The organism is Streptomyces sp. NPDC020845 (assembly GCF_044334165.1).
Classification (GTDB): Bacteria; Actinomycetota; Actinomycetes; order Streptomycetales; family Streptomycetaceae; genus Streptomyces.
Genome location: NZ_JBIRSJ010000017.1, coordinates 203,008 through 224,288, shown reverse-complemented (window position 1 = coordinate 224,288; position 21,281 = coordinate 203,008). Strand labels below are relative to the sequence as shown.

At 70.2% G+C, this 21,281-nt stretch carries 22 protein-coding genes; 11 read left to right on the top strand and 11 right to left on the bottom strand.

Annotation, left to right across the window (positions count from 1 at the left end):
* Nucleotides 1-9: 9 nt before the first annotated feature.
* The 3 genes from ACH4U7_RS39670 to ACH4U7_RS39660 all read right to left on the bottom strand — a co-directional run bounded on the left by ACH4U7_RS39670 (nucleotide 10) and on the right by ACH4U7_RS39660 (nucleotide 1,376).
* Complete coding sequence (locus ACH4U7_RS39670; protein ID WP_398532621.1) at nucleotides 10-240, bottom strand: hypothetical protein; 231 nt, start codon at nucleotides 238-240, stop codon at nucleotides 10-12.
* Complete coding sequence (locus tag ACH4U7_RS39665; protein ID WP_398532620.1) at nucleotides 237-914, bottom strand: transposase; 678 nt, start codon at nucleotides 912-914, stop codon at nucleotides 237-239. The genes ACH4U7_RS39670 and ACH4U7_RS39665 overlap by 4 nt, the downstream gene beginning before the upstream one ends.
* Nucleotides 915-1,178: 264 nt before the next feature.
* The gene (locus ACH4U7_RS39660) at nucleotides 1,179-1,376 is read right to left on the bottom strand and encodes a DDE-type integrase/transposase/recombinase (protein ID WP_398532619.1); all 198 of its coding nucleotides are present in this window, start codon (nucleotides 1,374-1,376) and stop codon (nucleotides 1,179-1,181) included.
* Between the two features lie 305 nt (nucleotides 1,377-1,681).
* Here ACH4U7_RS39660 and ACH4U7_RS39655 point away from each other — a divergent pair, with 305 nt between their 5' ends.
* The 3 genes from ACH4U7_RS39655 to ACH4U7_RS39645 all read left to right on the top strand — a co-directional run bounded on the left by ACH4U7_RS39655 (nucleotide 1,682) and on the right by ACH4U7_RS39645 (nucleotide 3,500).
* Nucleotides 1,682-1,885 carry a DUF397 domain-containing protein gene (locus ACH4U7_RS39655; RefSeq protein ID WP_398532618.1) on the top strand — a complete coding sequence of 68 codons (204 nt, stop codon included), beginning with the start codon at nucleotides 1,682-1,684 and terminating at the stop codon, nucleotides 1,883-1,885.
* Between the two features lie 18 nt (nucleotides 1,886-1,903).
* The gene (cpt, locus tag ACH4U7_RS39650; RefSeq protein ID WP_398532617.1) at nucleotides 1,904-2,437 is read left to right on the top strand and encodes a chloramphenicol phosphotransferase CPT; all 534 of its coding nucleotides are present in this window, start codon (nucleotides 1,904-1,906) and stop codon (nucleotides 2,435-2,437) included.
* Nucleotides 2,438-2,555: 118 nt separating this feature from the next.
* A complete protein-coding gene (locus ACH4U7_RS39645; protein WP_398532616.1) occupies nucleotides 2,556-3,500 on the top strand; it encodes a zinc-binding alcohol dehydrogenase family protein in 945 nt (314 codons plus the stop codon).
* Between the two features lie 51 nt (nucleotides 3,501-3,551).
* Here the strand turns inward: ACH4U7_RS39645 and ACH4U7_RS39640 are convergent, their stop codons facing one another.
* Both ACH4U7_RS39640 and ACH4U7_RS39635 read right to left on the bottom strand, forming a co-directional pair.
* Nucleotides 3,552-3,965, bottom strand: a complete 414-nt coding sequence (locus ACH4U7_RS39640) for an SRPBCC family protein (RefSeq protein ID WP_398532615.1) — start codon at nucleotides 3,963-3,965, stop codon at nucleotides 3,552-3,554.
* A gap of 48 nt (nucleotides 3,966-4,013) precedes the next feature.
* Complete coding sequence (locus ACH4U7_RS39635; RefSeq protein ID WP_398532614.1) at nucleotides 4,014-4,871, bottom strand: alpha/beta fold hydrolase; 858 nt, start codon at nucleotides 4,869-4,871, stop codon at nucleotides 4,014-4,016.
* A gap of 117 nt (nucleotides 4,872-4,988) precedes the next feature.
* On the opposite strand from ACH4U7_RS39635, the gene ACH4U7_RS39630 reads away from it, so the two are divergent.
* The 3 genes from ACH4U7_RS39630 to ACH4U7_RS39620 all read left to right on the top strand — a co-directional run bounded on the left by ACH4U7_RS39630 (nucleotide 4,989) and on the right by ACH4U7_RS39620 (nucleotide 8,526).
* Complete coding sequence (locus ACH4U7_RS39630; RefSeq protein ID WP_398532613.1) at nucleotides 4,989-5,423, top strand: MarR family winged helix-turn-helix transcriptional regulator; 435 nt, start codon at nucleotides 4,989-4,991, stop codon at nucleotides 5,421-5,423.
* Nucleotides 5,424-5,476: 53 nt separating this feature from the next.
* Nucleotides 5,477-6,397 carry an amidohydrolase family protein gene (locus tag ACH4U7_RS39625; RefSeq protein WP_398532670.1) on the top strand — a complete coding sequence of 307 codons (921 nt, stop codon included), beginning with the start codon at nucleotides 5,477-5,479 and terminating at the stop codon, nucleotides 6,395-6,397.
* Nucleotides 6,398-6,489: 92 nt separating this feature from the next.
* Nucleotides 6,490-8,526, top strand: a complete 2,037-nt coding sequence (locus ACH4U7_RS39620; protein WP_398532612.1) for a hypothetical protein — start codon at nucleotides 6,490-6,492, stop codon at nucleotides 8,524-8,526.
* 7 nt (nucleotides 8,527-8,533) lie between these two features.
* Here ACH4U7_RS39620 and ACH4U7_RS39615 read toward each other — a convergent pair whose 3' ends face one another.
* From ACH4U7_RS39615 to ACH4U7_RS39595, 5 genes are all read right to left on the bottom strand, one after another.
* On the bottom strand, nucleotides 8,534-10,894 hold the full coding sequence (locus ACH4U7_RS39615; protein WP_398532611.1) for a glycoside hydrolase family 3 N-terminal domain-containing protein: 2,361 nt from the start codon (nucleotides 10,892-10,894) through the stop codon (nucleotides 8,534-8,536).
* 35 nt (nucleotides 10,895-10,929) lie between these two features.
* A complete protein-coding gene (locus tag ACH4U7_RS39610) occupies nucleotides 10,930-11,856 on the bottom strand; it encodes a carbohydrate ABC transporter permease (RefSeq protein WP_398532610.1) in 927 nt (308 codons plus the stop codon).
* The gene (locus tag ACH4U7_RS39605) at nucleotides 11,853-12,776 is read right to left on the bottom strand and encodes a carbohydrate ABC transporter permease (protein ID WP_398532609.1); all 924 of its coding nucleotides are present in this window, start codon (nucleotides 12,774-12,776) and stop codon (nucleotides 11,853-11,855) included. Before ACH4U7_RS39605 ends, ACH4U7_RS39610 begins: the two co-directional genes overlap by 4 nt.
* Nucleotides 12,776-14,095: an ABC transporter substrate-binding protein gene (locus tag ACH4U7_RS39600; protein ID WP_398532608.1), complete on the bottom strand. Its 1,320-nt coding sequence runs from the start codon at nucleotides 14,093-14,095 to the stop codon at nucleotides 12,776-12,778. The genes ACH4U7_RS39605 and ACH4U7_RS39600 overlap by 1 nt, the downstream gene beginning before the upstream one ends.
* A gap of 160 nt (nucleotides 14,096-14,255) precedes the next feature.
* The gene (locus ACH4U7_RS39595; protein WP_398532607.1) at nucleotides 14,256-15,299 is read right to left on the bottom strand and encodes a LacI family DNA-binding transcriptional regulator; all 1,044 of its coding nucleotides are present in this window, start codon (nucleotides 15,297-15,299) and stop codon (nucleotides 14,256-14,258) included.
* Nucleotides 15,300-15,427: 128 nt separating this feature from the next.
* On the opposite strand from ACH4U7_RS39595, the gene ACH4U7_RS39590 reads away from it, so the two are divergent.
* Together ACH4U7_RS39590 and ACH4U7_RS39585 are read left to right on the top strand one after the other, a co-directional pair.
* The gene (locus ACH4U7_RS39590) at nucleotides 15,428-16,528 is read left to right on the top strand and encodes an endo-1,4-beta-xylanase (protein WP_398532606.1); all 1,101 of its coding nucleotides are present in this window, start codon (nucleotides 15,428-15,430) and stop codon (nucleotides 16,526-16,528) included.
* Between the two features lie 13 nt (nucleotides 16,529-16,541).
* Nucleotides 16,542-17,756, top strand: coding sequence for an endo-1,4-beta-xylanase (locus ACH4U7_RS39585; protein ID WP_398532605.1), 1,215 nt, complete (start codon nucleotides 16,542-16,544; stop codon nucleotides 17,754-17,756).
* On the opposite strand, the gene ACH4U7_RS39580 is transcribed toward ACH4U7_RS39585, so the two are convergent.
* A complete protein-coding gene (locus ACH4U7_RS39580; protein WP_398532604.1) occupies nucleotides 17,753-19,381 on the bottom strand; it encodes an IS200/IS605 family accessory protein TnpB-related protein in 1,629 nt (542 codons plus the stop codon). The two genes, ACH4U7_RS39585 and ACH4U7_RS39580, sit on opposite strands and share 4 nt — an antisense overlap.
* A 111-nt stretch (nucleotides 19,382-19,492) precedes the next feature.
* Here ACH4U7_RS39580 and ACH4U7_RS39575 point away from each other — a divergent pair, with 111 nt between their 5' ends.
* The 3 genes from ACH4U7_RS39575 (at nucleotide 19,493) to ACH4U7_RS39565 (ending at nucleotide 21,281) form a co-directional block, all read left to right on the top strand.
* On the top strand, nucleotides 19,493-19,702 hold the full coding sequence (locus ACH4U7_RS39575) for a DUF397 domain-containing protein (protein ID WP_398532603.1): 210 nt from the start codon (nucleotides 19,493-19,495) through the stop codon (nucleotides 19,700-19,702).
* A 339-nt stretch (nucleotides 19,703-20,041) separates the two neighbouring features.
* Nucleotides 20,042-20,557: a GNAT family N-acetyltransferase gene (locus tag ACH4U7_RS39570; protein ID WP_398532669.1), complete on the top strand. Its 516-nt coding sequence runs from the start codon at nucleotides 20,042-20,044 to the stop codon at nucleotides 20,555-20,557.
* 166 nt (nucleotides 20,558-20,723) lie between these two features.
* Nucleotides 20,724-21,281, top strand: coding sequence for an RNA polymerase sigma factor (locus tag ACH4U7_RS39565; protein ID WP_398532602.1), 558 nt, complete (start codon nucleotides 20,724-20,726; stop codon nucleotides 21,279-21,281).

Here is a 21,281-nt window from a genome sequence, read left to right as displayed (position 1 = left end):
ACTCTTCTTCTATGCTGCGAGTGCTTGGTCGTTCTGGAGCCGCTGGTGTGTCTCGTGGGGCGTGATGTACCCGAAGACAGCGTGTTTCCGGAGGCGGCGCCGGTTATAGAAGGTCTCGATGAAGGTGAAGACCTCGGCGCGGGCGGTGGCCCGGTCGGGCCAGAGCCGGGTGCCGATCTCCTCTTTGAGCACGGCCCAGAAGCTCTCGGCCGCCGCGTTGACGCTCCTATAGTTCGTCAAGTCGCTTTCGTAGGTGGTTGCTTGGCCTTGATGTACTGGTAGATCCCCCGGGCCAGGTACCGTTTGAGGCAGCGGATGATCTCCTGTTTCGTCTTGCCCTCCGCCGTGCGCCGGGCAACGTAGTCGATAGTGGGCTGGTGGAAGCGCATTCGGACGATCACCACGCGATAGAGCGCGGAGTTCAGCTGCCGGTGGCCGCCGCGGTTGAGCCGGTGCCGGTTCGTCTTGCCGGACGAGGCCGGGACGGGGCAGACACCCGCGAGCTTGGCAAACGCGGCCTGGGAGCGGATGCGCTCGGGGTTGTCGCCGACGGTGACAAGCACTTCGGCGACGGTGTCCGCGCCGATCCCGAAGGCGTCGACCAGGTCTGGAGCGTGGGCCTTGGTGAGCTGCCCCAGCAGAACGTCGTGTTCCTTGACCTCGTCGTGGAGATCTTTCCAACGGCGGGCCATGGCGCGTATGGAGTGCTTCGCGGAGGCTGCTGGGCTGGTCACGGGGCCCGGCCGCAGGCCGGCGCATCGTTCGATGAGGGTCATCTTCGGCAAGCCCTGTAGTTGCTGCCGCAGCTCGTCGGGGACCGTGACGATCAGGGCCTTGAGGGTGACCATGGCCTGGGTGCGGGCCTTGACCGCGCCGTCGCGGGCGATCTTGAGGTGGCGGATCATCTCGACCATGCTTGTGCGTGTCGACTCCGACGACGACTTTCCCGATCGGCTCGGCCTGCAGGATGCTGGTCATGGCTGTCGGTTCCCCTCCCGGGAGCAGCGGTCAGCGCGAGACCGTCGGCCGGGCGGGAGGACAGGACTGTGACGAGTGCCTGGGGCAACAGGCTCCTATTCGGTCACTGCCCGCGCGGTCGACGGACCGCATGACACCCGCCGCCGGAGTGACCGACAGATCAACAGCAAGGACACCCGAGGGGTCAGTCGTAACACCAGTCAGGCCGCCCCGGCGACGGTGACCCCATCCTCACAGTCATAACAAGACCCGGTTCGGCCGGTGCTCTGGCGGAGCCCCAACGACTTTATTTCTGCCCGGAATTCAGCTGAGGTGTATTCGCTTCCGCGGTCGCTGTGCAGGATACAGCCGGCTTCCAGGCCGCTGCGGCCGTGGGCCATCCTCAGCGCGTCGACCACCAGACGCCCTGGAAGAGCGCCCCGCGACGGTCGCACCGGAAAGTCGAGACCAGCCACCCGGAAACGACTGAAGCCCCGGCGGAGCGGGGGCACGCCAGCCCGGCGTTGTCGTCAGGGGAGACCACCCAGAGCTGAGGGGCAGCAAGATCCAAAAGAAGACGGCCTAGCCTTCGGTTCGGCGGGCCCGGACGAACCCGAGCCCGCTCCGGTACCGTTCTGGACGCACCACCCGCGAGTTCGGCTACGAGCCCCCTTCGGAAAGCTCGAACCCACGGCCTTTCGAGATCTCCTCTAGGAGGTAGACCTTGATATCCGAGTTCGACGGCGCGACGTGGCACACGAGCAGTTACAGCGGCAGTGACAACAACTGCGTCGAACGCGGCATCCTCCCCACCGGCCGCCAAGCCGTCCGCGACACCAAGGACCGTGCGCGCGGCGCCCTGCTCTTCGAGACGTCGGCCTGGCAGGCGTTCGTGGATGCCGTCAGGGATGGCGAGCTCGACCGTTAGGCCGTCTAACCTGGCGCGATGACTACTCAGGTGATCGTGCTCAATGGCGGATCCAGCTCGGGGAAGTCCAGCCTCGCCAGGGGGCTGCAAGCGGTTCTGCCGGACCCATGGCTGACCTTCAGCGTCGACACACTCATCGAGGCGATGCCCGCGTCCATGACGGGGGCGACGTCCGGGATCGAGTTCGCTCCGGATGGCGGGGTGAGCGTCGGGTCGGAGTTCAGGGCGCTGGAGGCCGCGTGGATCGAGGGGATCGCCGCGATGGCCCGGGCCGGGGCTCGGGTCATCGTCGACGAGGTGTTCCTGGGGCAGGCGGAGTCCCAGCAGCGGTGGGTGAAGGCGCTGCGCGGCCTCGGTGTGCTGTGGGTCGGCGTCAGGTGTGAGCCCCAGGTAGCCGCGGCCCGTGAGGCCGCTCGCGGGGATCGGGCGGTGGGGATGGCGGAGTCGCAGGCGGATGTGGTTCACGAGGGTGTGAAGTACGACCTGGAGGTGGACACCTCGCACACCGACTCCCTGGAGTGCGCGCGGGCCATCGCCGCTCATGTCGGCTGAGCGGCCGGCTGCTGAGAGGCCATTGCAGAATGACTTCGCGTTGGCCGGGAGCGTGCGGCTGGCGGATTGCCCTTGCTGCTGTGGAATGCAGTGTCGGCGAGGCAGGTTGTACCGGGCTATGAAGGCTATCGGTGTTTACGATTTCGGCGGTCCGGAAGTCCTGCGTGTCCTGGAGTTGCCCGAGCCGCAGGCGGGCCCCGGTGAGGTCCGCATCCGCGTGCACGCGGCCGCCGTGAATCCGACCGACGTCCTGCTGCGGACCGGTGGCCACGCCGTGCGCATGTCCGACCGCCAGCCCCCGTTCGTGCCCGGCATGGACGCCGCCGGCGTGATCGACCAGCTCGGACCCGGGACTGATGACCGGCTCGCCGTGGGCCAACGGGTGGTCGCTATGGTGCTGTTCACCAGCGTGCACGGCGGAGCCTACGCCGAGCAGATCGTGGTGCCTGCTGCCTCGGTGGTGCCGGCGCCCGAGGGGGCGGACTTCGCCGCCGCGTCCACGCTGCTGATGAACGCCATGACCGCACGCCTTGCCCTGGACGCGCTGGCCGTGCCGCCCGGCGGAACCGTCGCCGTGACCGGTGCGGCCGGTGCTGTCGGTGGGTACGCGGTTGAGCTGGCCAAGGCCGACGGGCTGACCGTCATCGCGGATGCCGCCCCACACGACACCGACCGGGTGCGCGGGTTCGGCGCCGACCACGTCGTCGAGCGCGGCACCGATGTCGCCGCTCGCATTCGCGCGCTGGCATCCGACGGTGTTCCCGGTCTCGTGGATGGCTCGATGCAGACCACGGAGATCTTGCCCGCCATCGCCGACGGCGGGACCCTGGCCGAGCTGCGGGGCTGGTCCGGCCCGGCTGAGCGCGGCATCCGCGTGTGCCCGGTGATGGTGACGGACGGCATCACCGACACCGGGCGGCTGAACACGCTGCGCCGCCAGGCCGAGGACGGCACCCTGACGCTGCACGTCGCCGACGTCCTGCCCGCGGACGAGGCGGCCAAGGCTCACCGCATCCTGGAGGCTGGCGGGGTGCGTGGCCGGTTGGTGCTGGACTTCTCCTGACGGTCCCATTGCTCCTGCCTCGCCCGCCGCGTCGTGCCGAACTCAGCGGCATCAATAAGCGCGCTCCATCACCTGCTTGAGCGTGGCGAGGTCGGCGGTCACCGCATCCGTGTCGCGTTGGAAGTCCTCGTCGCTCATGTCCGGCTGTCGGCGGAGGGTGAACACCACCTCGCAGCCGGTGCCGTCAGCGATCACCCGCACGGGGTTGTAGACGGTCTCGCCCGACGGCAGCGTGACATCGTGATCGAGGACGCCGAACTCGTTCTCGGGCGCGAAGGCGACCACGACCCGTCCCAGGGGCGAGGAGTCGGCGATCCACTGACCGTCGATCTCGGCGATGGACTTCCCCAGACCGTGCGCCCACTGGGGGAGGTTGGAGGGGGCCGACGCGTAGTCGTAGACGGCCTTGGCGGGGCGGTCGATATATGTGCTGAGGTGGCGTGATTCCGGGGCGGTGTTCTCCATGGTCCCGACGGTACGCAACCACTGCCGATGCGGTCTTGAACGAATCGGTCATGGCTGAGCTGCGTGAGCAGGTACGGCGAGCAGATCGCGCAGGCGGGCCGCGTAGCCGGACGGGTGGCTGGTGTTGCCGTTGTGGCCGCCGGGTAGTTCCACCACCTCCGTGCCGAGCGCGTCCGCGAGGGCGTAGGCGCAGCGGCGGTCGAAGACGCCCTCGGGGGTGGTGCGGCCGACGGCCGGGATGATGCGGGTGGGGGTGTCGGTGAGGGTGGGGAGGTCGAGGGTGTCGGCGAGGACCGCCGTGAAGTCGTGGCGGATGAAGTAGTCGAAGTTGGCGCGGCGCAGGTCGTTGATGGGCTGCGGGGTCAGGCCGGGTTCGGAGTCGCGGCCGGTGGTGTCGATGCCGAGGACGCGGGCGATCTCGGGGAGGGCGGCGGCGAGGCCGTCTTGTACGTAGAGCCGCTGGAGGTGGGCGAGTTCGTGCTCGTGGTGGGTGCGTTCGGCGGTGGGCAGCAGCCGGGGCGCGACGGGCTCGTGGGCGATCAGGGTGTGGATCCGGCCCGGGTGGCGCGCCGCGAGGTGCAGGCCGATGAGGGCGCCGAGGCTGCAGCCGAGCATCGCGGCCGGTTCGGAGGTCACCGCCGCGAGCACGCGCGCCGCGTCGTCGGCGTGCTCGGTGAGCGTCGCCCCGCGCGACGGGTCGTGGAGTCGGCTCCGTGACAGGCCCCGCCGGTCGTAGGTGATCACGGTGTACGTATCGGCGAGGCGCGCGGCGAGGTCGACGCTGCGGTCGGCGTCCCCCTCGCCGCTCTGGCCGATCAGCAGCGCGGGGCCGTCCCCGCGTACCTGGTAGTGGAGGGTGGCGCCGGGTGCGTCGATGGTGCCGGTGCGGGTGTTGTCGTACGTCATGGGATGCCCCTCGGGTCGGTGGCGTGGCTGTCATGTCTCCGGCTGCCACGCGTCACAGTAATCCATCAAATTCGATGCATCAAGATAGATGTATCTAATTCGATGTACCCTCGCTGTGTGAACGGAGTCGAACTCTTCCTCCTCGGCCGTACGCTCATGAAGATCGGCGAGGACGCCATGCCCGAACCCCCCGGCGGGGCCGAACGCCACGGGGGCAGCACGCGCCTCGTGCTGATCGCCGCCAGCGACATCGCCGCGCACCCCGGCACCACCGTCGGCGATATCGCGGGCCGCACCGGACTGCCGCAGAGCCAGATCTCCACCGCCGTCGCCCGACTGAAGGAGGCGGGGTCCATCACCACCGCCCCCGACCCCGCCGACCGCCGCCGCGCGCTCATCAGCCCCGCCGCCGAGCCCTCCGCCCGCGTCGCGCAGGTGCGCGCCACGACCGTCGACGCGGCCCTCGCCACCGCCCTCGGCACCGACGACCCTCAGCGGCTGCGCGAGGTGACCGACGCCCTCGCGGTCCTCGCCCGCCACTTCACCCCGTAAGAACGTGCGATCTGTCGCCGATTACGCTGCCGTTCATGGCCGACCCGCTTCCGATGACCACCGAGCAAACCAGCGCCGAGCAAACCACCGCCGAGCAAACCACCGCCGAGCGTGCCGACGTCGCCGCCTTCCGCGCCGAGGCGGGTCTCGACCACCTCATCGACGTCCACACCCACTTCATGCCGCAGCGCGTCCTGGACAAGGTCTGGGCGTACTTCGACGCGGCGGGCCCCCTCGTGGGGAAGGTCTGGCCGATCGCGTACCGGCAGGAGGAGCAGGAACGCCTCGATGTGCTGCGCGGCTTCGGGGTGCGCGCCTTCACCGCGATGCTCTACCCGCACAAGCCCGCCATGGCCCGCTGGCTCAACGACTGGGCCGCCGGCTTCGCCGCCCGTACGCCGGACTGTCTGCACACCGCGACCTTCTACGCCGAGCCCTGCGCCCTCGACGATGTGCGCCGCGCCCTCGACCAGGGCGCGCGCGTCTTCAAGTGCCATCTTCAGGTCGGGGGCTTCGACCCCGGCGACCCGCTGCTCGACGAGGTGTGGGCGCTGCTCGCCGAGCGCGGCACACCCGTGGTCACCCACTGCGGCTCCGGGCCCATCCCCGGCCGGTACACCGGGCCCGGCCCGATGGGTGCCGTTCTCGCCCGCCATCCCGCGCTGCGGCTGGTGGTCGCGCATCTGGGCGGGCCGGAGTACGTGGAATTCCTCGACCTGGCCGAGCGGTACGAGTACGTCATGCTCGATACGACCATGTCCTTCACGCCCTTTGTCGAGGCCGAAATGCCCTTCCCGCGCGCCGAGCTGCCCCGGCTCGCCGCCTTGGGGGAGAAGGTCCTGCTGGGCACCGACTTCCCGAACATCCCGTATCCGTACGTGGATGCCCTGCGCGTCCTGCGGGACCTCGACCTCGGCACCGACTGGCTGCGCGCGGTCTGCCACGACAACGCCGCCCGCCTTTTCGCTCTTTGAGCCGGTCTTTGATCCGGCCTTGAGCCGGTCTTTGAGCCGGTCTGTGACAGGCCGCCCGGGCCGCTGTCGGACCCATGAGCCAAGATTTCCTCATGGAGACGACAGCAGGCGGGCTGGTGACGGATCGCGCCGAGGTGGCGTCCCTGGACGACTACCACGTCGGGGCCGCGTTGGACGGGCTCGTCGACGGTTCGGGGTATTGGACGGACAAAGGCGCGCTGGCCGGTATCGAGCGGACCGGTCGCTATATGGCGGGCACATGGGATCCGCCCACCCCGGACGGCGGCCTGGGAAGGGCCGGGGAGGGATCCTGGGCGCGGTTCATCGGGCGCATCGGCACCGTTGCGCTGCGCGCCGCCGCGCCCTCCACCCGCGAGGAGCGCCGTCGGCGTCTGCTCGCGCTGCTGGAGATCTGGGCGGACGGCCCGTTCTGCGATCCGGCGGGCCGGATTCGCACCGGTCTGGTGCGGATCGCTGAAGGCGACCCGGCAGCGGTCCGGGACGAGCGAGGGGCGGCCGTCGCGGTCGGCTGGAACCGTGACAGGCTCCGTAAATTCGTCGATCTGCGTACGGGCGAAGCGGATGCGCCGGGCCTGGGGGTCATCGAGGAGGTGACCGACGCCCCGCGCGGAGGATGGGGCAGCGCCGAGCAGTTGCGCCGGCTGGTGGGCCTCGTCCGGGAGCGCGGGCCGGTGCCGTGGGACCACCAGGCGGTGGCCGCGCTGAGGGAAGGCACGGGAATGGGACGGGCGGCGGCGTCCCTCGTGCTGGCGGGGATGCACGTCAGGGGCCGTATCCCGTTCCTCGAGAACGAGGAGCGGGAGATTCTGCGGCTCAAGGTGGCCGAGGCCGAGGACGGCGCTTCCGAACACGCCCGGCTGACCTCGATGGACCGCCTTGAGCTGCTGGCGGATGTGCTGCCCGAGGACCCTGCCGAGCTGTGGGAGCCACACGGGATGCGCGGGGTGGCGGAGCGGATCGCGGAGGCGTGGCGGGAGCGGTACGGCCGGCGGACCGTGGTGCCGGAGCGTACCCATAACGCGGTCGTCGAGCTGCAGATGCTGCGCCTGTCAGCGGCTGACTTCTGCGCGGCGTTCACCAACCCCACTGCCGAGCCCGGGCTCAGCGCCCCCGTCGACACCTGGATCAAGAACACCGACCACGGCCCGATGGTCAGCGACGCCAACGCCCGGTGGGATGTCGCGAGGTTCGAGGACCGCCTGCTCTCCATCGTCCCCAACCTGTTCTGGGTCTACGCCGAGCTCCCCGCCGGTGACCTCGTCCGCGAGGGGGCGCCCGGTCTGGTGCGCGTGGTTCAGGAGCGGTTGAACCACCCGGGGCTGCTGCTGGACGCCGGCACGCTCGACCCCAAGGTGGGAGCCTCGGTCGCCGAGTTGCACGAGCGATTCGGGTACCAGCCGTATGCCGGGCCGGAGCGGCTGGACGTCGCGTCCATCGACGACGGGCTCACCGTGGTCACGGACGGCATAGTGGACCGCAGAGGGTACCTGTCCCGGACCCGCCTGTACTTCCGCCCGGCGTTCTACGGCGCCGACGAGCGCTCCCGGGCGCTGTCGGGGGCCAGGGCCGACTCCCGCTACGACCGTGAGCTGGGGCTCGTCGAGTGGCTGCGCGGCCCGGTCTGCGCGCGCATCATGGAGCGGATCGAGAGCGCCGCGCTGCCGGCCGGCGCGTACGAGACGAACCCGGCGGCCTCCGCGCCCGATGTGGTCGCGCGGGTCGCGGGCGGGCTCGGCATCGACGAGGACGCGGCGGCGCTCTACCTCCAGCTGCTGGCCCTGCCCGCGCCGACCGACCGTAACCTCCGCACCTGGAACGGGTGGAAGCCCGCCCGGCACCAGAAGGCCGTCGCCGTGCTGGTCGAGCGCGGCCTGGTCGTGGAGGACAAGCGCCCCCGGGCGGGCCGGCAGATCTTCCTGCCGGGCGAGTGGATCCACGCCAAGAAGCCCTACCAGCCCATGGAGGCGTGGAAGGCGGACCTGATCGGGGTGGACCGCTCCTACAACGGGCGCCTGGAGAACCCGCTTCCGCTGCCCACGCGCACCCTCCCCGAGCTGTTCGCCCACGCCTGGGCGCTGGTCGAGGACGGAAGGGGGCCATCCGCGTAGCCCCCCGTCACTTCACCTCCGCCGCGCACACCAGCCGCCGCCGGTGGTCCACCGCCCGCTCCGGCCCGGTCAGCGTCAGCGGCACCGTATGCCGTACGTCGGCGTCCGCGCTGGAGGCGGCAAGGCGCAGCTCCAGGGGGCCGGGCGCGACGATCCGGCTCCCGTCGGGGGCGCCCGGGTAGGAGGCCAGGTCGGCGTGGAAGGTGAAGTGGACCTCGGCGCTCTCGCCGGGGGCGAGCGGGACGCGGGTGTAGCCGATGAGCCGGGTGACCGGGCGTACGGTGCGGGCCACGGGCTGGTGCAGATAGAGCTGGACCACCTCGGTGCCCGGGCGCTCGCCCGTGTTGCGGACGGTCAGCCGCAGCGTGGTCTCGCCGTCGGTGGCCAGGGTGGCCGCGTCCGCCTCCGGGCGCTCCCAGCTGAAGGAGGTGTACGAGAGGCCGTGGCCGAAGGCGTGCAGCGGGGTCGGGTCGACGCTGCTGGCCTCGCCCCGTAGGCCCAGCGGCGGCTGAAGGTACGTCCAGGGCTGGCCGCCGGTCGTGTACGGGACGCTGACGGGCAGCCGGCCCGAGGGGTTGACCCGGCCGGAGAGGACCGCGGCGACGGCCGGGCCGCCCTCCTCGCCGGGGAAGAAGGTCTGAACGGCGGCGGCGAGCAGCCCCGACCAGCGGCCGAGCGCGTACGGACGGCCGGTGAGCAGGACCAGTACGACGGGCGTGCCGGTGGCCAGCAGGGTGTCGAGCAGGGCGCCCTGTTCGCCGGGGAGTTCGAGGTCGGCGGCGTCGCAGCCCTCGCCCGAGGTGCCCCGGCCGAAGAGGCCGGAGCGGTCGCCGAGCACGGCGACGCACACATCCGCGTCGCGGGCGACGCGGGCGGCCCGCGCGAGGCGGCTCTCGGCGGCGACGGCGGCCGAGGTGGCGGTGGCGCCGGGCGGGGCCGCGGCCGGGCCGGGCGGGGCGCAGCCCTCGGCGTGGGTGATGTGTGCGTCGGGGAGTTCGGCGCGCAGCGCGGCGAGCACCGTCGGCACCTCGATGCCGAGGGGCAGGTCCGGGTGCTCGACGCCGACGTGCCGGGGGAAGGTGTAGCAGCCGAGCATCGCCGCGGGGTCGTCGGCGAGCGGGCCGACGACCGCGATCCGGGTCTCGGGGGCGAGCGGCAGCGCCTCGCGGTCGTTGGCGAGCAGCACCACCGACTCCTCGGCCAGCTGCCGGGCCACCTCCCGCATCACCGGCGGGTCCAGGTCCACGACCTGGGGCAGCGCGGCCGGTGTGGCCGACCAGTCCGGGTCGAGCAGCCCCAGCTCGCACTTCTGCCGCAGCACCCGCAGCGCCGCCGCGTCCACCAGCGCCTCGGGGACGTCCCCGGCCCGTACGGCGTCCCGCAGCGGCGTGGCGAAGCAGCGTACGGCGGGCAGCTCCACGTCCACGCCCGCCTCCAGCGCGAGCGCCGCGGCGCGCGCCGGGGTGTCGGCGACGCGGTGGTGCAGCTCCAGGAAGGAGAGGCCGAAGTAGTCGGAGACGATGGTGCCGGTGAAGCCCCAGCGCTCGCGGAGCAGTTCCGTCAGCAGGTAGCGGTTCGCGGCCGACGGGACGCCGTCGAGGTCGTTGTAGGAGTGCATGACCGAGCGCGCCCCGCCGTCCCGCAGGGCCATCTCGAACGGCGGCAGGATGACGTCCGCGAGCTCGCGCGGGCCGATGGAGACCGGGGCGTGGTTGCGGGCGCCGCGCGAGGCGGAGTAGCCCGCGAAGTGCTTGAGGGTGGCGATGATCCCGGCCGACTGGAGGCCGCGCACATACGCGGTGCCGATGGTCCCGACCAGATACGGGTCCTCGCCGATGGACTCCTCCGTACGGCCCCAGCGCGGGTCGCGCACCACGTCGAGGACGGGCGACAGGCCCTGGTGGATGCCGACCGCCCGCATCGAGGCGCCGATCAGCTCCGCGGCCCGGCCCACCAGCGCCGGGTCGAAGGTGGCGCCCCAGGCCAGTGGCGTGGGGAAAACGGTCGCGCCCCAGGCGAAGAACCCGGTCAGGCACTCCTCGTGGGCGACGGCCGGGATCCCGAAGCGGTTGCCCGCGGCGACCCGCGCCTGGGTGCGGGCGAGGGCGGCGGCGCCCTCGCCCGGATCGACGGGGGCGGTGCCGAAGGGGCGGGTCAGCTGGCCGAGTCCGTGGGGGAGCAGGGCGTCGAGGTCCACCTCCTCGTTGACCTGGTGCTGGAGCGGGGCGACGTCCTCGCCCTCCGTGGACTCGGAGCCCGGCCAGACGCCGGCGAGCTGGGCGAGCTTCTCCTCCAGGGTCATCCGGGAGAGCAGGTCCGCGGCGCGGTCTTCGGCGGGGAGGGAGGTGTTCTGCCAGGGGTGAGGCATGAAGCTCCTTGGCTCAGGACTGTTCGGTGGGCCGCTCACTTGCCGCCCACGCCCATCAGGCCGTTGATCAGCTGACGGCGGGCGAAGAGATAGACGACGAAGATCGGGACGATGGACAGCACGACCGCGGTGAGCAGCGCCGGGGTGTCCACCCGGAACTCGCCGACGTAGTCGTACAGGCCCAGGGTCAGCACCCGGTTGCTCCTGGACTGGGTGAGGATCAGCGGGAACATAAAGCCGTTCCAGGCGTGCAGCGCCGAGTACACCCCGACCGTGGAGATCCCCGCCCGCGACATCGGCACCACCAGCCGCAGCAGCACCCGGGTCGGCCCGGCGCCGTCCAGCGCCATCGACTCGTACAGCTCCTCGTCGATATCGCGCATGGTCCCCGCCAGGATCAGCACGCTGACGGGGAGGGAGAAGGCCGCCGTCGGCAGGATCACCGCCAGCAGGGTGTCGTACAGCTGGAGCTTGGTGATCACCAGATAGATCGGGATGATCACCGCCTGGGACGGGATGGCGAGCCCGAGCAGAAAGATCCGGAAGACGCGCTGGGACATCCGGCTGCGGGCGCGCACCACCGCATAGCCGACGGTCACCGACAGCACGATGACGATGGCGGCGCAGACGGCGGTGACGACCAGGGTGTTGCCCAGATAGGAGAAGAAGTGGCTGCTGAGCACCCGGTCGTAGTTGGCGAGGGTGGGGTGGGTGGGCAGCGCGAGCGGGCCGTCGTCGATATAGCCGTCGCGGGTCCGGAAGGTCGTGGCCACCAGTACGTACAGCGGGGCGCCGACGATGACCAGCCACAGCAGGGAGGCCAGACCGGCCGGGTAGTTGGGCCTTCGGGGCCCGCTCCCCGTCAGCAGACGGGGCAGGCCCGCCCGCCGGGGCTTGGCCGGCGGGGCCGCCTTGCCGGTCGTACGGTCCGCCTCGGGGCGCTGGTGCAGCACGTCGGTCACATCCCCTCCCGGGTGCTGCGCATCGCGCTGAAGCCGGTCAGCCGCACCAGCAGCAGCGAGACGGTGGTGGCGACGACCACGAGGAGGGCCGCGACCGCGCTGGCGTAGCCGAGGTCGAAGGCCTGGAAGCCGTTCTTGTACATCAGGTACGGCACGATGCTGGTGTCCGTGCCCGGGCCGCCCTTGGTGAGGATCAGGACGGTGTCGAAGAACGTCAGCGCGCCCACCACCATGATCACCGATGAGGTGACCACGGTGTTGCGCAGCTGGGGCAGCGTGATCGAGAAGAACTGGCGGACGGTGCCGGCGCCGTCGATGGCCGCCGCGTCGTAGAGCGAGCGCGGGATGGCCCGGGCGCCGCCCTGGTAGATCAGCGTGTGGAGGGGGATGAACTGCCAGGCGGTGACGAAGAGGATCGCGCCGAGGGCGCCCTGGGAGTCGCCGAGCAGATCGCCGTCCTCGAAGCCGAGGGCGGGCCCGATCTCCGCGATGAGGCCGAAGTTGGGGTCCAGCAGCTGCTTCCACACCAGGGCGAGGGCGACGGAGGACGCCAGCAGCGGCAGGAAGAAGATCGCCGACAGCACGGCGCGGTTGCGCTGCCGCCCGGCCGCCCACACCCCCAGGAGCAGCGCGATCGGGGTCTGTACGAGCCAGGTCAGTACGGTCAGCAGCAGGCTGAGCCAGACGGCCTGGCGCATGTCCGGGTCGTGCCACAGCCGGGACCAGTTGTCGGTGCCGATCCACTGGGGGGTGCCGATACCGTCCCAGTCGGTGAAGGCCAGATAGCCGACCAGCAGCATGGGGGCGACGGCGAAGCACGCGAAGAACAGCACCCCGGGGAGCGCCCAGGCGGCGCTGGGGCGGGCAGCGCCGCTGCCCGCACCCTTGCCGTCGGCACGTTTGCCGTCGGCGCCCGCCATTACTTGATGTCCTTCTTCATCGCCGCCACGAACCCGGCCGGGCTCAGCTGCCCGTTGAACAGCTTCTGGATGTTGGTGTGTATCGCCGGGGTGTTCTTGGCCGACAGCGCCTGGTCCCAGGAGAGGGTGAAGCTGGGGGCCTCACGGACCATGTCGTACTGGAACTGCGCGTAGGTCGGGTTCTCGTGCTCGCTCAGCAGCGAGGCGGCGTCGGAGGTGGCGGGCACATCGCCGTTGGCGATCAGGTCCTTGGAGTAGTCCTGCTTGGCGGCGAACTTCACGAACTCGATCGCCGCGTCCCTCTTCTTCCCCTTGGCCTTGGAGTTGATCGACCAGTAGTTGGTCGGGTTGCCCACCACGTTCTTGGGGTCGCCCTTACCGCCCGGGGCGGCCGGGAAGGTGGTCCAGCCGAGCCCCGACTTGGCGAAGTCCGGCTGGTTCGCCTTCTGGTTGGCGTACTCCCAGGAGCCCATCAGATGCATCGCGGCCTTGCCCTTGGCGAAGAGCGTGGAGGCCCCGTCGGCGGTGTAGTTGACCGACTTGTAGTTCTTGCCGAACGTGCCCCGGTCGACCAGATCCTTGATCGTCTCAGCGGTCTTCAGCACGCTCGGGTCGCTCCACCCCGAGGAGTCCCCGTTCTGGATCCGCTTGAAGACATCGGCCCCGCCGTAGCGGTCCACCAGGTACTCCACCCACATCAGCTCGGTCCACGGGTCGGTGCCCGCGAGCGCGAAGGGGGTGACGCCCTTCTTCTTGAAGGTGCCGATGAGGCCCAGCAGATCGTCCCAGGACTTGGGCGGCTGCGCCCCCGCGTCCTGGAACACCTTCTTGTTGTAGAAGAGGATCACCGGCTGCATCCCGCGCATCGGGATGCCGTAGAACGTGCCGTTCACCGCCCCGGCCTTGAGGATCGAGGGGATGAACGCCTTCTGCAGGTCCGGGTCCTTCTTCAGCGTCGGGCCCAGGTCGACCAGCATGTCCTCCTTGGCGAAGTCGCTGATGCTGCCCCCGCCCCAGTTGAAGAAGACGTCCGGCGCGTTGGGGGTGCCCATGGAGGTGCGCATCTTGTCCGAGTAGCCCTCGCCGGGCACCTCGGTGAGCTTCGCCTTCACATCCGAGGTCTTGTTGAAGCGCTCGACGACCGCGCGCTGCACCTTGGTCGAGGCGTCCTGGTAGACCCAGACGCTGATGGAGTCGTCGTCCGAGCCGCCGGGGCCTGAGCTGCCGCAGGCGGTGAGGGTGGTGGTGGCCAAGAGCAGAGCGGCAGCCAGGGTGGACGTACGGAGGATCGCCCGTGACCTGGGGGTACGCATCGTCATCGTCGCATTGCCTTCCGGAAGTAGCCCGATAATTCTCGGAAGTGATTGCGTGGACGGTATGAGCGCACTGACGGCCTGTCAATAGATCGCACAAGCAAGCCTGTTGAAACCTACGAACGGCCCGGGCTCAGGTCGTGCTCAGGCCGGGCTCAGGCCGGGCTCAGGCCGTGCTCGGCGGGGCTGTACTGGCCCGGACGACCAGCGCCGTCGCGAGCTCCACCCGGGGCGACTCGATCTCCTCGCCGCGCGCCTGGCGCAGCACCGTACGGGCCGCCAGCTTGCCCATCTCCGCGAGCGGCTGGCGCACCGTGGTCAGCGGCGGGGCCGACCAGCGGACTTCCGGAAGGTCGTCGAAGCCCACCACGCTCACGTCCTCCGGCACCCGCAGGCCCCGGCGGCGCAGGGCCTCGATCGCGCCCAGGGCCATCTGGTCGCTGGAGGCGAACACGGCGGTGGGCGGGGTCGCCGCGTCCATCAGCTGATCGCAGCCGACGAAACCGGACTCGTGGTAGAAGTCGCCCTGCGCCACCAGCGCCTGGTCGTACGGCACCCCGGCCGCCTCCAGGGCGGCCCGGTGGCCGTCCAGCCGGGCCCGGCTGCACAGCAGCCGCGGCGGGCCGGCGATAAAGCCGATCCGGCGGTGGCCCAGGCCCAGCAGATGCTCGGTCGCGGCCATGCCGCCCGCCCAGTTGGTCGCCCCGATGGTGGGCGCGTCCAGGGCGGGGGAGCCGGCCGGGTCGACCACCACGATCGGCACGTTCAGCCGGCGCAACTCCTCGTGCAGCACCGGTTCGAGCACGGAGGTCACCAGGATCACCCCGTCCGAGGCGCGCGCCCGCAGGTTCTTCATCCACTGCCGCGCCGCGCCCGCCCGGCCGTGGATGGCGGAGACCACCGTGCCCACGCCGTCCTCGTGCGCGACCTCCTCCACCCCGCGGATGATCTCCACCGCCCAGGGGCTGTCCAGGTCGTTGAAGACGAGGTCCACCAGGGCGGCCCGGTCGCCCGGGGCGGTCTGGCGGCGGCGGTAGCCGTGGAGCCGCAGCAGATTCTCCACCCGGGCCCGGGTCTCGGGCGAGACGTCAGAACGCCCGTTGACCACCCGCGAGACCGTGGGCACCGACACCCCGGCCTCCTGCGCGATGGCCGTGATCGTCACCTTGGGCCGGGCGCCACCTTCGGAACCCGCGCTCTCCGTAGCCATTTCCGCCTCCTCCGTTGACGAGAGTCACTCCCGCCTCTACCTTTCCGGGCGCACCCTCGGAACCTTGCAGAAGTCTTCCGGAAAACCGGATCAGACGTGAAGAGAAGAGAGGGACGTCCATGAAGCTCATGAGCTTACGCAGCGGCGCACTGGTGGCCTCGGCCGCCGTGGCGACCTTGGCCTTTGGGCTCGCCGCCCCCGGTCAGGCCGCGGATCACCGGGCGGGAGGGGCGACCGCCGGGACCACCGCGACCGGCAGCGACACCCGCGCAAAAGCCAACCCCACCCTCCGCGAGGTCGCCGACCGTACCGGCCGCTTCGTCGGTACGGCGATCAACGACGGCCGGCTCGGCGACGCCGCCTACGCCAACATCGCCAAGAGCGAGTTCTCCAGCGTCACCGCCGAGAACGCCATGAAATGGGGCTCGGTCGAGCCCAACCGCGGCCAGTTCAACTGGGCCGCCGCCGACCGGCTGGTCTCCTTCGCGCAGAGCAACAACCAGAAGGTCTACGGCCACACCCTGGTCTGGCACAGCCAGATGCCGAACTGGCTGGCCAACGGCTCGTTCTCCAACTCCGAGCTGCGCACCATCATGACCAACCACGTCACCACCCAGGTCAGCCGCTACAAGGGCAAGGTCCAGCGCTGGGACGTGGTCAACGAGGCGTTCAACGAGGACGGGACGCTGCGCCAGTCCAAGTTCCAGCAGCAGCTCGGCGAGTCGTACATCGCCGACGCCTTCCGCGCCGCCCGCGCCGCCGACCCGAACGCCAAGCTCTTCATCAACGACTACAACACCGAGGGCACGGGCGCGAAGAGCAACGGTCTGTACAACCTGGTCCAGCGGCTCAAGAGCCAGGGCGTGCCCATCGACGGCGTCGGCTTCCAGAGCCACCTCATCGTGAACCAGGTGCCTTCCACCATGAAGGCCAACCTGCAGCGCTTCGCCGACCTCGGCCTCGAGATCGTCGTCTCCGAGCTCGACATCCGCATGGCCACCCCGGCCGACTCCACCAAGCTCCAGCAGCAGGCGGCCAACTACAAGACCGTGGCCCAGACCTGCCTGGCCATCTCCCGCTGCGCCGGTATCACCGTATGGGGCTTCGGCGACCGGGACTCCTGGGTCCCCGGCACCTTCCCCGGCCAGGGTGCGGCCAACCTGTACGACGACAACTACCAGCCCAAGCCCGCCTACACCGCGTTCCGCGACGGCCTGGCCGGATCCTAAGGGGCGGCACGCGATGAGACCTCACCCGCACGGTATACGCACCCAGGGCGTCCGCAGAGCCACCCTCGTCCTTGCCGCCGCCGGAGCGCTGCTGCTGGGCCTTGCCACCCCCAGCAGCGCGGCCGACCCGGTGCTGCGCGACCTGGCCCAGGCCAAGGGCAAGTACTACGGCACCGCCGTCACCGCGTCCAAGCTGAGCGGCACCTACGCCACGGTCGCCGGCGGCCAGTTCGACTCGATCACCCCCGGCAACGAGATGAAGTGGGAGTCCGTCGAGCCCAGCCGCGGTACGTACAACTGGACAGGCGCTGATGCCGTCGTCAACTTCGCCCAGTCGCATGACATGCAGGTGCGCGGCCACACCCTGGTCTGGCACAGCCAGCTGCCGGGCTGGCTGACCTCCGGCAGCTGGACCGCCGACCAGCTGCGCACCCTCATGACCGACCACATCACCACCGAGGTCGGCCGCTACAAGGGCAAGATTTCGCACTGGGACGTGGTCAACGAGCCGTTCAACGAGGACGGAACCTTCCGGCAGTCGATGTGGTACACGAAGCTCGGCCAGAGCTATATCGCCGACGCGCTGCGCGCCGCCCGCGCCGCCGACCCGGACGCCAAGCTGTACCTCAACGACTACAACACCGACGGCACGGGCGCGAAGAGCGACGCCATGTACAACCTGGTCAAGTCGCTCAAGGCGGACGGCGTCCCGATCGACGGCGTCGGCTTCCAGGGCCATCTCATCCTCGGCCAGGTGCCGTCCACGATGCAGGCCAATCTGCAGCGCTTCGCCGACCTCGGCGTGGACGTCGCCGTCACCGAGCTGGACATCCGGATGCAGCTGCCCGTCAGCGACGCGAAACTCGCGCAGCAGAAGGCCGACTACAAGGCCGTCACCAGCGCATGCGTCGCGGTCAGCCGCTGCAAGGGGGTGACGGTCTGGGGGTTCACCGACTCCGACTCCTGGATCCCCGACGTCTTCGACGGCCAGGGCGCCGCCACCCCGTACGACGAGAACTACCAGCCCAAACCGGCGTACTACGGCATCGCCGAAGCCCTCGGCTGGACCGGCGACGGCGGGCAGGACCCCACGCCCACCACGGGCTGCGCGGTGACGTACTCCGTCACCAACCAGTGGAACACCGGCTTCACGGCGAACGTCACCGTCAAGAACACCGGTTCCAGTGCCGTCAACGGCTGGAAGGTGGCCTGGACCTACCGTTTCTAAAGACTGAGCGGGAGTGAGTCCTGTTGCCAGGGCTCACGCTCAGCCGGACGCCCCGAACGGTGTTGGGCGTTCTGGTCCACCGCGTTCGCTCCGCGTCCGGCGCGCACGGATCGTGTCCGTGGTCCGGGGATGCGGGGGCGGTTTCCCTCGCGCGCTGGGGTGTCCGGTCGGGCCTGGACGGTCCGATGCCCGCACCCATCGCTCTGGTGGGTACGGGGCGGTGCCGTCCGTCGCCGGATCGGGTGCCCCAGCGCGCGCCTGCCGATCGCCACGGCGGCAGCATCGTGGCGAGTGGTCTTCCTGGTCTTGCTGGTGAGGGGCTTCTGCCAGTGCTGGGCGCCCCACTTGCTGGTGTAGGCCGGGTCGACGACGACGATGGTGATGCCGAGTTCGGCCGCCATCGACACCAGCCGGGCCCGCAGCTTGCTGACGGGCAGCCCGGAGATGAGGTTGCGGAACCGTTTGCGGCGGCCGTGCTTCTCGCGGGTGGTCTCCGCTTGGAAGTCGAGGTCTTCGAGTGCGATCGACAGACCGTGGCGCTTGGCCCAGTGCAGCAGGCGGATCAGGGCGTGCCTCACCTGTGCGTCGCGGTGCTGGGCGGTGCCGGACAGGTTGTAGAAGAAGCGTCGGGGATCGCCGGTGGGGTTGCCGTGTTCGTCGAGGCGCCAGGCGGCGAGGTGGTCGGCGTTGGTGTCGAAGCCGATCAGGCCACCGGCGCGGGCCGCCCCAAGGGGGACGGTCTGGACCGGGGGGATCGTCCAGGATGCGGTCAGATACCAGCGTCCCCGGAGGGTGTCTTCGTGGATGCGGTAGGCCACGGCCCGGTTCGCTGCCACGCGGTCGGCCCACTGCTCACCCCGGTGCGTGAACGACACCTTCGCCGCCAGCCTGTACCGGCCGTGCGGGGCGTTCGCCAGGTGCGCCAGCGGCGCGGGGAGCTTGATGGAGACCTCGCCGTCGTCGGTGACGCGGATGGTCTCGTTGCCGAACCTTTTGCCGGACTCGCCGTCCGCCTGGAGAAACCGGCGCCCGGCCTGCCACCGCGTGCGCCACTGCTCCTCGGTGAGCTGCGCCTGCTCCAGGTTGTGCCGGGTGTTCAGCAGCCGTTTCCCGCCGCGCACCACGCGCACGACCCCGGCCTCACGGTCCGCCCGCACCGTCCGAAGCCGGTCTTCGAGCACACACAGACGGCGCCTCTTCGCGTGCCACTCCCGCGCGCTGCGGTAGCCGCCCGGGGCCTGCTTGGTGCCCTTCTCACCCACAGCCACGGACAGACGGTGGGTGATCGTCTCGATCCCGGCCTCCAGGTTCTGGATGTGCGCGAGCTGGCCACGCCGGGCGAGCGCCCACTGATCGTGGGTGGCCTTCGTGATCGACCCGGCCCAGCGGGACGAGGACTCCTGCGTGAGAGTGCGCTTGCGCTCGGCCCACTGCTCACCGCCATGCTCCAGCCCGGCCGCGCACCGCGCCTTCAGATCACGGGAAGCGAGCGAACCGAGCAGACCGCCGACCAGGCAAAGCACCGCCTCGTCCCCGGCGGTCAGGCCCTTGAGCCGGGTACGGATCGCGACCCCCGAAGGGCCGGGCACCACGAATGGTGCCGCCACCTCCCGCAGCCCACCCACCCTTATTCACCCCCCCACCCGGTGTCGCAGAGATCCGTCACCACATACAACGACCATCACCGGCGAAGGTCACGCATTCGATGCAAGAACTCCCGTTCCCCGATGGGCACCATGGCTGAACGTCCGGAGTTCGAGTTCGTCGGGGCAGCGGCCTGCCGTGACAAGAAGGTGGGCAACTGCCCCCAGGTGGCCGTGAACGTGCCGGGTGTGGTGGCGTTGCGAGACAGCGAGCGGCCCGAGACCATCGTCACCATGACGGCGGACGCGTGGGCAACGCTTACGGACGCCGTGAAGGCCGGAGAGTTCGACCTGAGCGCCTGACTGAGAGTAGGTCACCGTGAGGAAGTGCCCTCGCTGCGCTGCCGAGTGCCCTACGGACCCGGAGAACGGGTTGCCATGGTGTGCGCGATGCGGAGACTTCTTCGGGCTCTCGCTGCCTGCCTGCCGAGGCTTGTGGTGGTCGCGGTATCCGGCTACACGTGCTCCCATCCAGCCGCGCAAGCACTGAGTGGGACCCACTCGCATGCTCTGAGCTGACTTTGCGGTGAGTATCGGACAGCGACACGCCAACACCACGGCGTGTCGCTGTCTGATACTCACCGCAAAGTCAGGCTCCGGACGGTTTGCCGCCCACCGACCCCAGGAGACAAGGTGTTCGCAATGCGCCCGGCCACCGCCGACGACATCCCTGCTGTAGAGAACATGATCCTCACCCGCTCTGCGTGGCTGGAGGAGCGAGGGCATCCGAGCTGGCGGGAGAACGCCACCGAACTCGCACGGCAGGCAGAGAACTCCGAGGGCGAAGTGTGGGTCCTCGCCGAGGCTGGCGGGCAGATCATCGGGTGCACCACCGTGCAGGAACAGACCCCGCCCTGGGGCTGGACGCAAGACGAGCTGAACGAGTCGGCCCACTACCTCTACTCAACAGTCACCGACCCCGCGCACCGTGAGAAGAATCCGGGAACGGTCATGGGACTGTGGGCGGTGGACCGGGCCGCCCGGGAGGGGAAGGCGTGGGTCCGCCGTGGCTGCAACTTCCCCGGACTGGTGAGGTACAACGAGACCCAGGGCTTCAGCCTGGTGCACGAAGTGCAGCGCACGAACAGCCGGGTCTACCTGATGGGCCGACGCGCCGAGCGCATCGCTGACCTTGAGGAGAGGTTCCAGTCTCTGTAGCCACACCCCGAAGGCTCCACTCAATGCCTCCGGCAGGCTTGTAAGGGGGGCGGGGGAGAGCTTCCCTCGGACACCGCCCGCCACCCGAAAAGATTCTCCTCGCGGTGTAAGAAATCGCGGTTCTCGACCACTGCCAGATGAGAGAGCCGAGATGAGGAGACGGCGCGTGACCGACGCCCAACGCTTCCGTGACCTGTACGAGGAGTGCCATCCCCGGGTGCTCGCCTATGCCTCGAGCCTGGTGGGGCGGCAGGTCGGTGAGGACATCACCAGCGAGACCTTCACGGTCGCCTGGCGGCGGATGCGGGACATCCCCACGCCACCGCTGCCGTGGCTGCTCGGCGTGGCCCGCAATCTGACCCGCGAGCTGCGCCGCCGCGACGGCAGACAGTACGCCCTGGCCGCGGAGGAGGCCCAGCGCATCATCGCCTCCGGCCCCCACGTCGGGGATGTGGCCGCGGATGTGACCGAGCGCGAGGCGGCGCTGCAGGCGCTGGCCACGCTGTCCGACGCGGACCGCGAGGTGCTGACGCTGGTCGCCTGGCACGGGCTCGGCCCGCGACAGGCGGCGCGCGTCCTCGGCTGTGCCACCGCTACGTTCTCGGTGCGGCTGCACCGGGCCAGGCGGCGGCTGGAGCGGGCCGTCAGCGCGGTCGAGGACTCGGCCGGACTCTCTCGCGAAGTTCGTGGTTCTCGCCCGAAAGTGACAGTGAAGGAGCACTGA

Bases quoted from the DNA above. Each gene is read 5' to 3' on its own strand.
- ACH4U7_RS39665 (WP_398532620.1), bottom strand. From the start codon at position 914: ATGGTCGAGATGATCCGCCACCTCAAGATCGCCCGCGACGGCGCGGTC.
- cpt (WP_398532617.1), top strand. From the start codon at position 1,904: ATGACTACTCAGGTGATCGTGCTCAATGGCGGATCCAGCTCGGGGAAG.
- ACH4U7_RS39645 (WP_398532616.1), top strand. From the start codon at position 2,556: ATGAAGGCTATCGGTGTTTACGATTTCGGCGGTCCGGAAGTCCTGCGT.
- ACH4U7_RS39640 (WP_398532615.1), bottom strand. From the start codon at position 3,965: ATGGAGAACACCGCCCCGGAATCACGCCACCTCAGCACATATATCGAC.
- ACH4U7_RS39635 (WP_398532614.1), bottom strand. From the start codon at position 4,871: ATGACGTACGACAACACCCGCACCGGCACCATCGACGCACCCGGCGCC.
- ACH4U7_RS39625 (WP_398532670.1), top strand. From the start codon at position 5,477: ATGACCACCGAGCAAACCAGCGCCGAGCAAACCACCGCCGAGCAAACC.
- ACH4U7_RS39620 (WP_398532612.1), top strand. From the start codon at position 6,490: ATGGAGACGACAGCAGGCGGGCTGGTGACGGATCGCGCCGAGGTGGCG.
- ACH4U7_RS39615 (WP_398532611.1), bottom strand. From the start codon at position 10,894: ATGCCTCACCCCTGGCAGAACACCTCCCTCCCCGCCGAAGACCGCGCC.
- ACH4U7_RS39605 (WP_398532609.1), bottom strand. From the start codon at position 12,776: ATGGCGGGCGCCGACGGCAAACGTGCCGACGGCAAGGGTGCGGGCAGC.
- ACH4U7_RS39600 (WP_398532608.1), bottom strand. From the start codon at position 14,095: ATGACGATGCGTACCCCCAGGTCACGGGCGATCCTCCGTACGTCCACC.
- ACH4U7_RS39595 (WP_398532607.1), bottom strand. From the start codon at position 15,299: ATGGCTACGGAGAGCGCGGGTTCCGAAGGTGGCGCCCGGCCCAAGGTG.
- ACH4U7_RS39590 (WP_398532606.1), top strand. From the start codon at position 15,428: ATGAGCTTACGCAGCGGCGCACTGGTGGCCTCGGCCGCCGTGGCGACC.
- ACH4U7_RS39585 (WP_398532605.1), top strand. From the start codon at position 16,542: ATGAGACCTCACCCGCACGGTATACGCACCCAGGGCGTCCGCAGAGCC.
- ACH4U7_RS39575 (WP_398532603.1), top strand. From the start codon at position 19,493: ATGGCTGAACGTCCGGAGTTCGAGTTCGTCGGGGCAGCGGCCTGCCGT.
- ACH4U7_RS39570 (WP_398532669.1), top strand. From the start codon at position 20,042: ATGCGCCCGGCCACCGCCGACGACATCCCTGCTGTAGAGAACATGATC.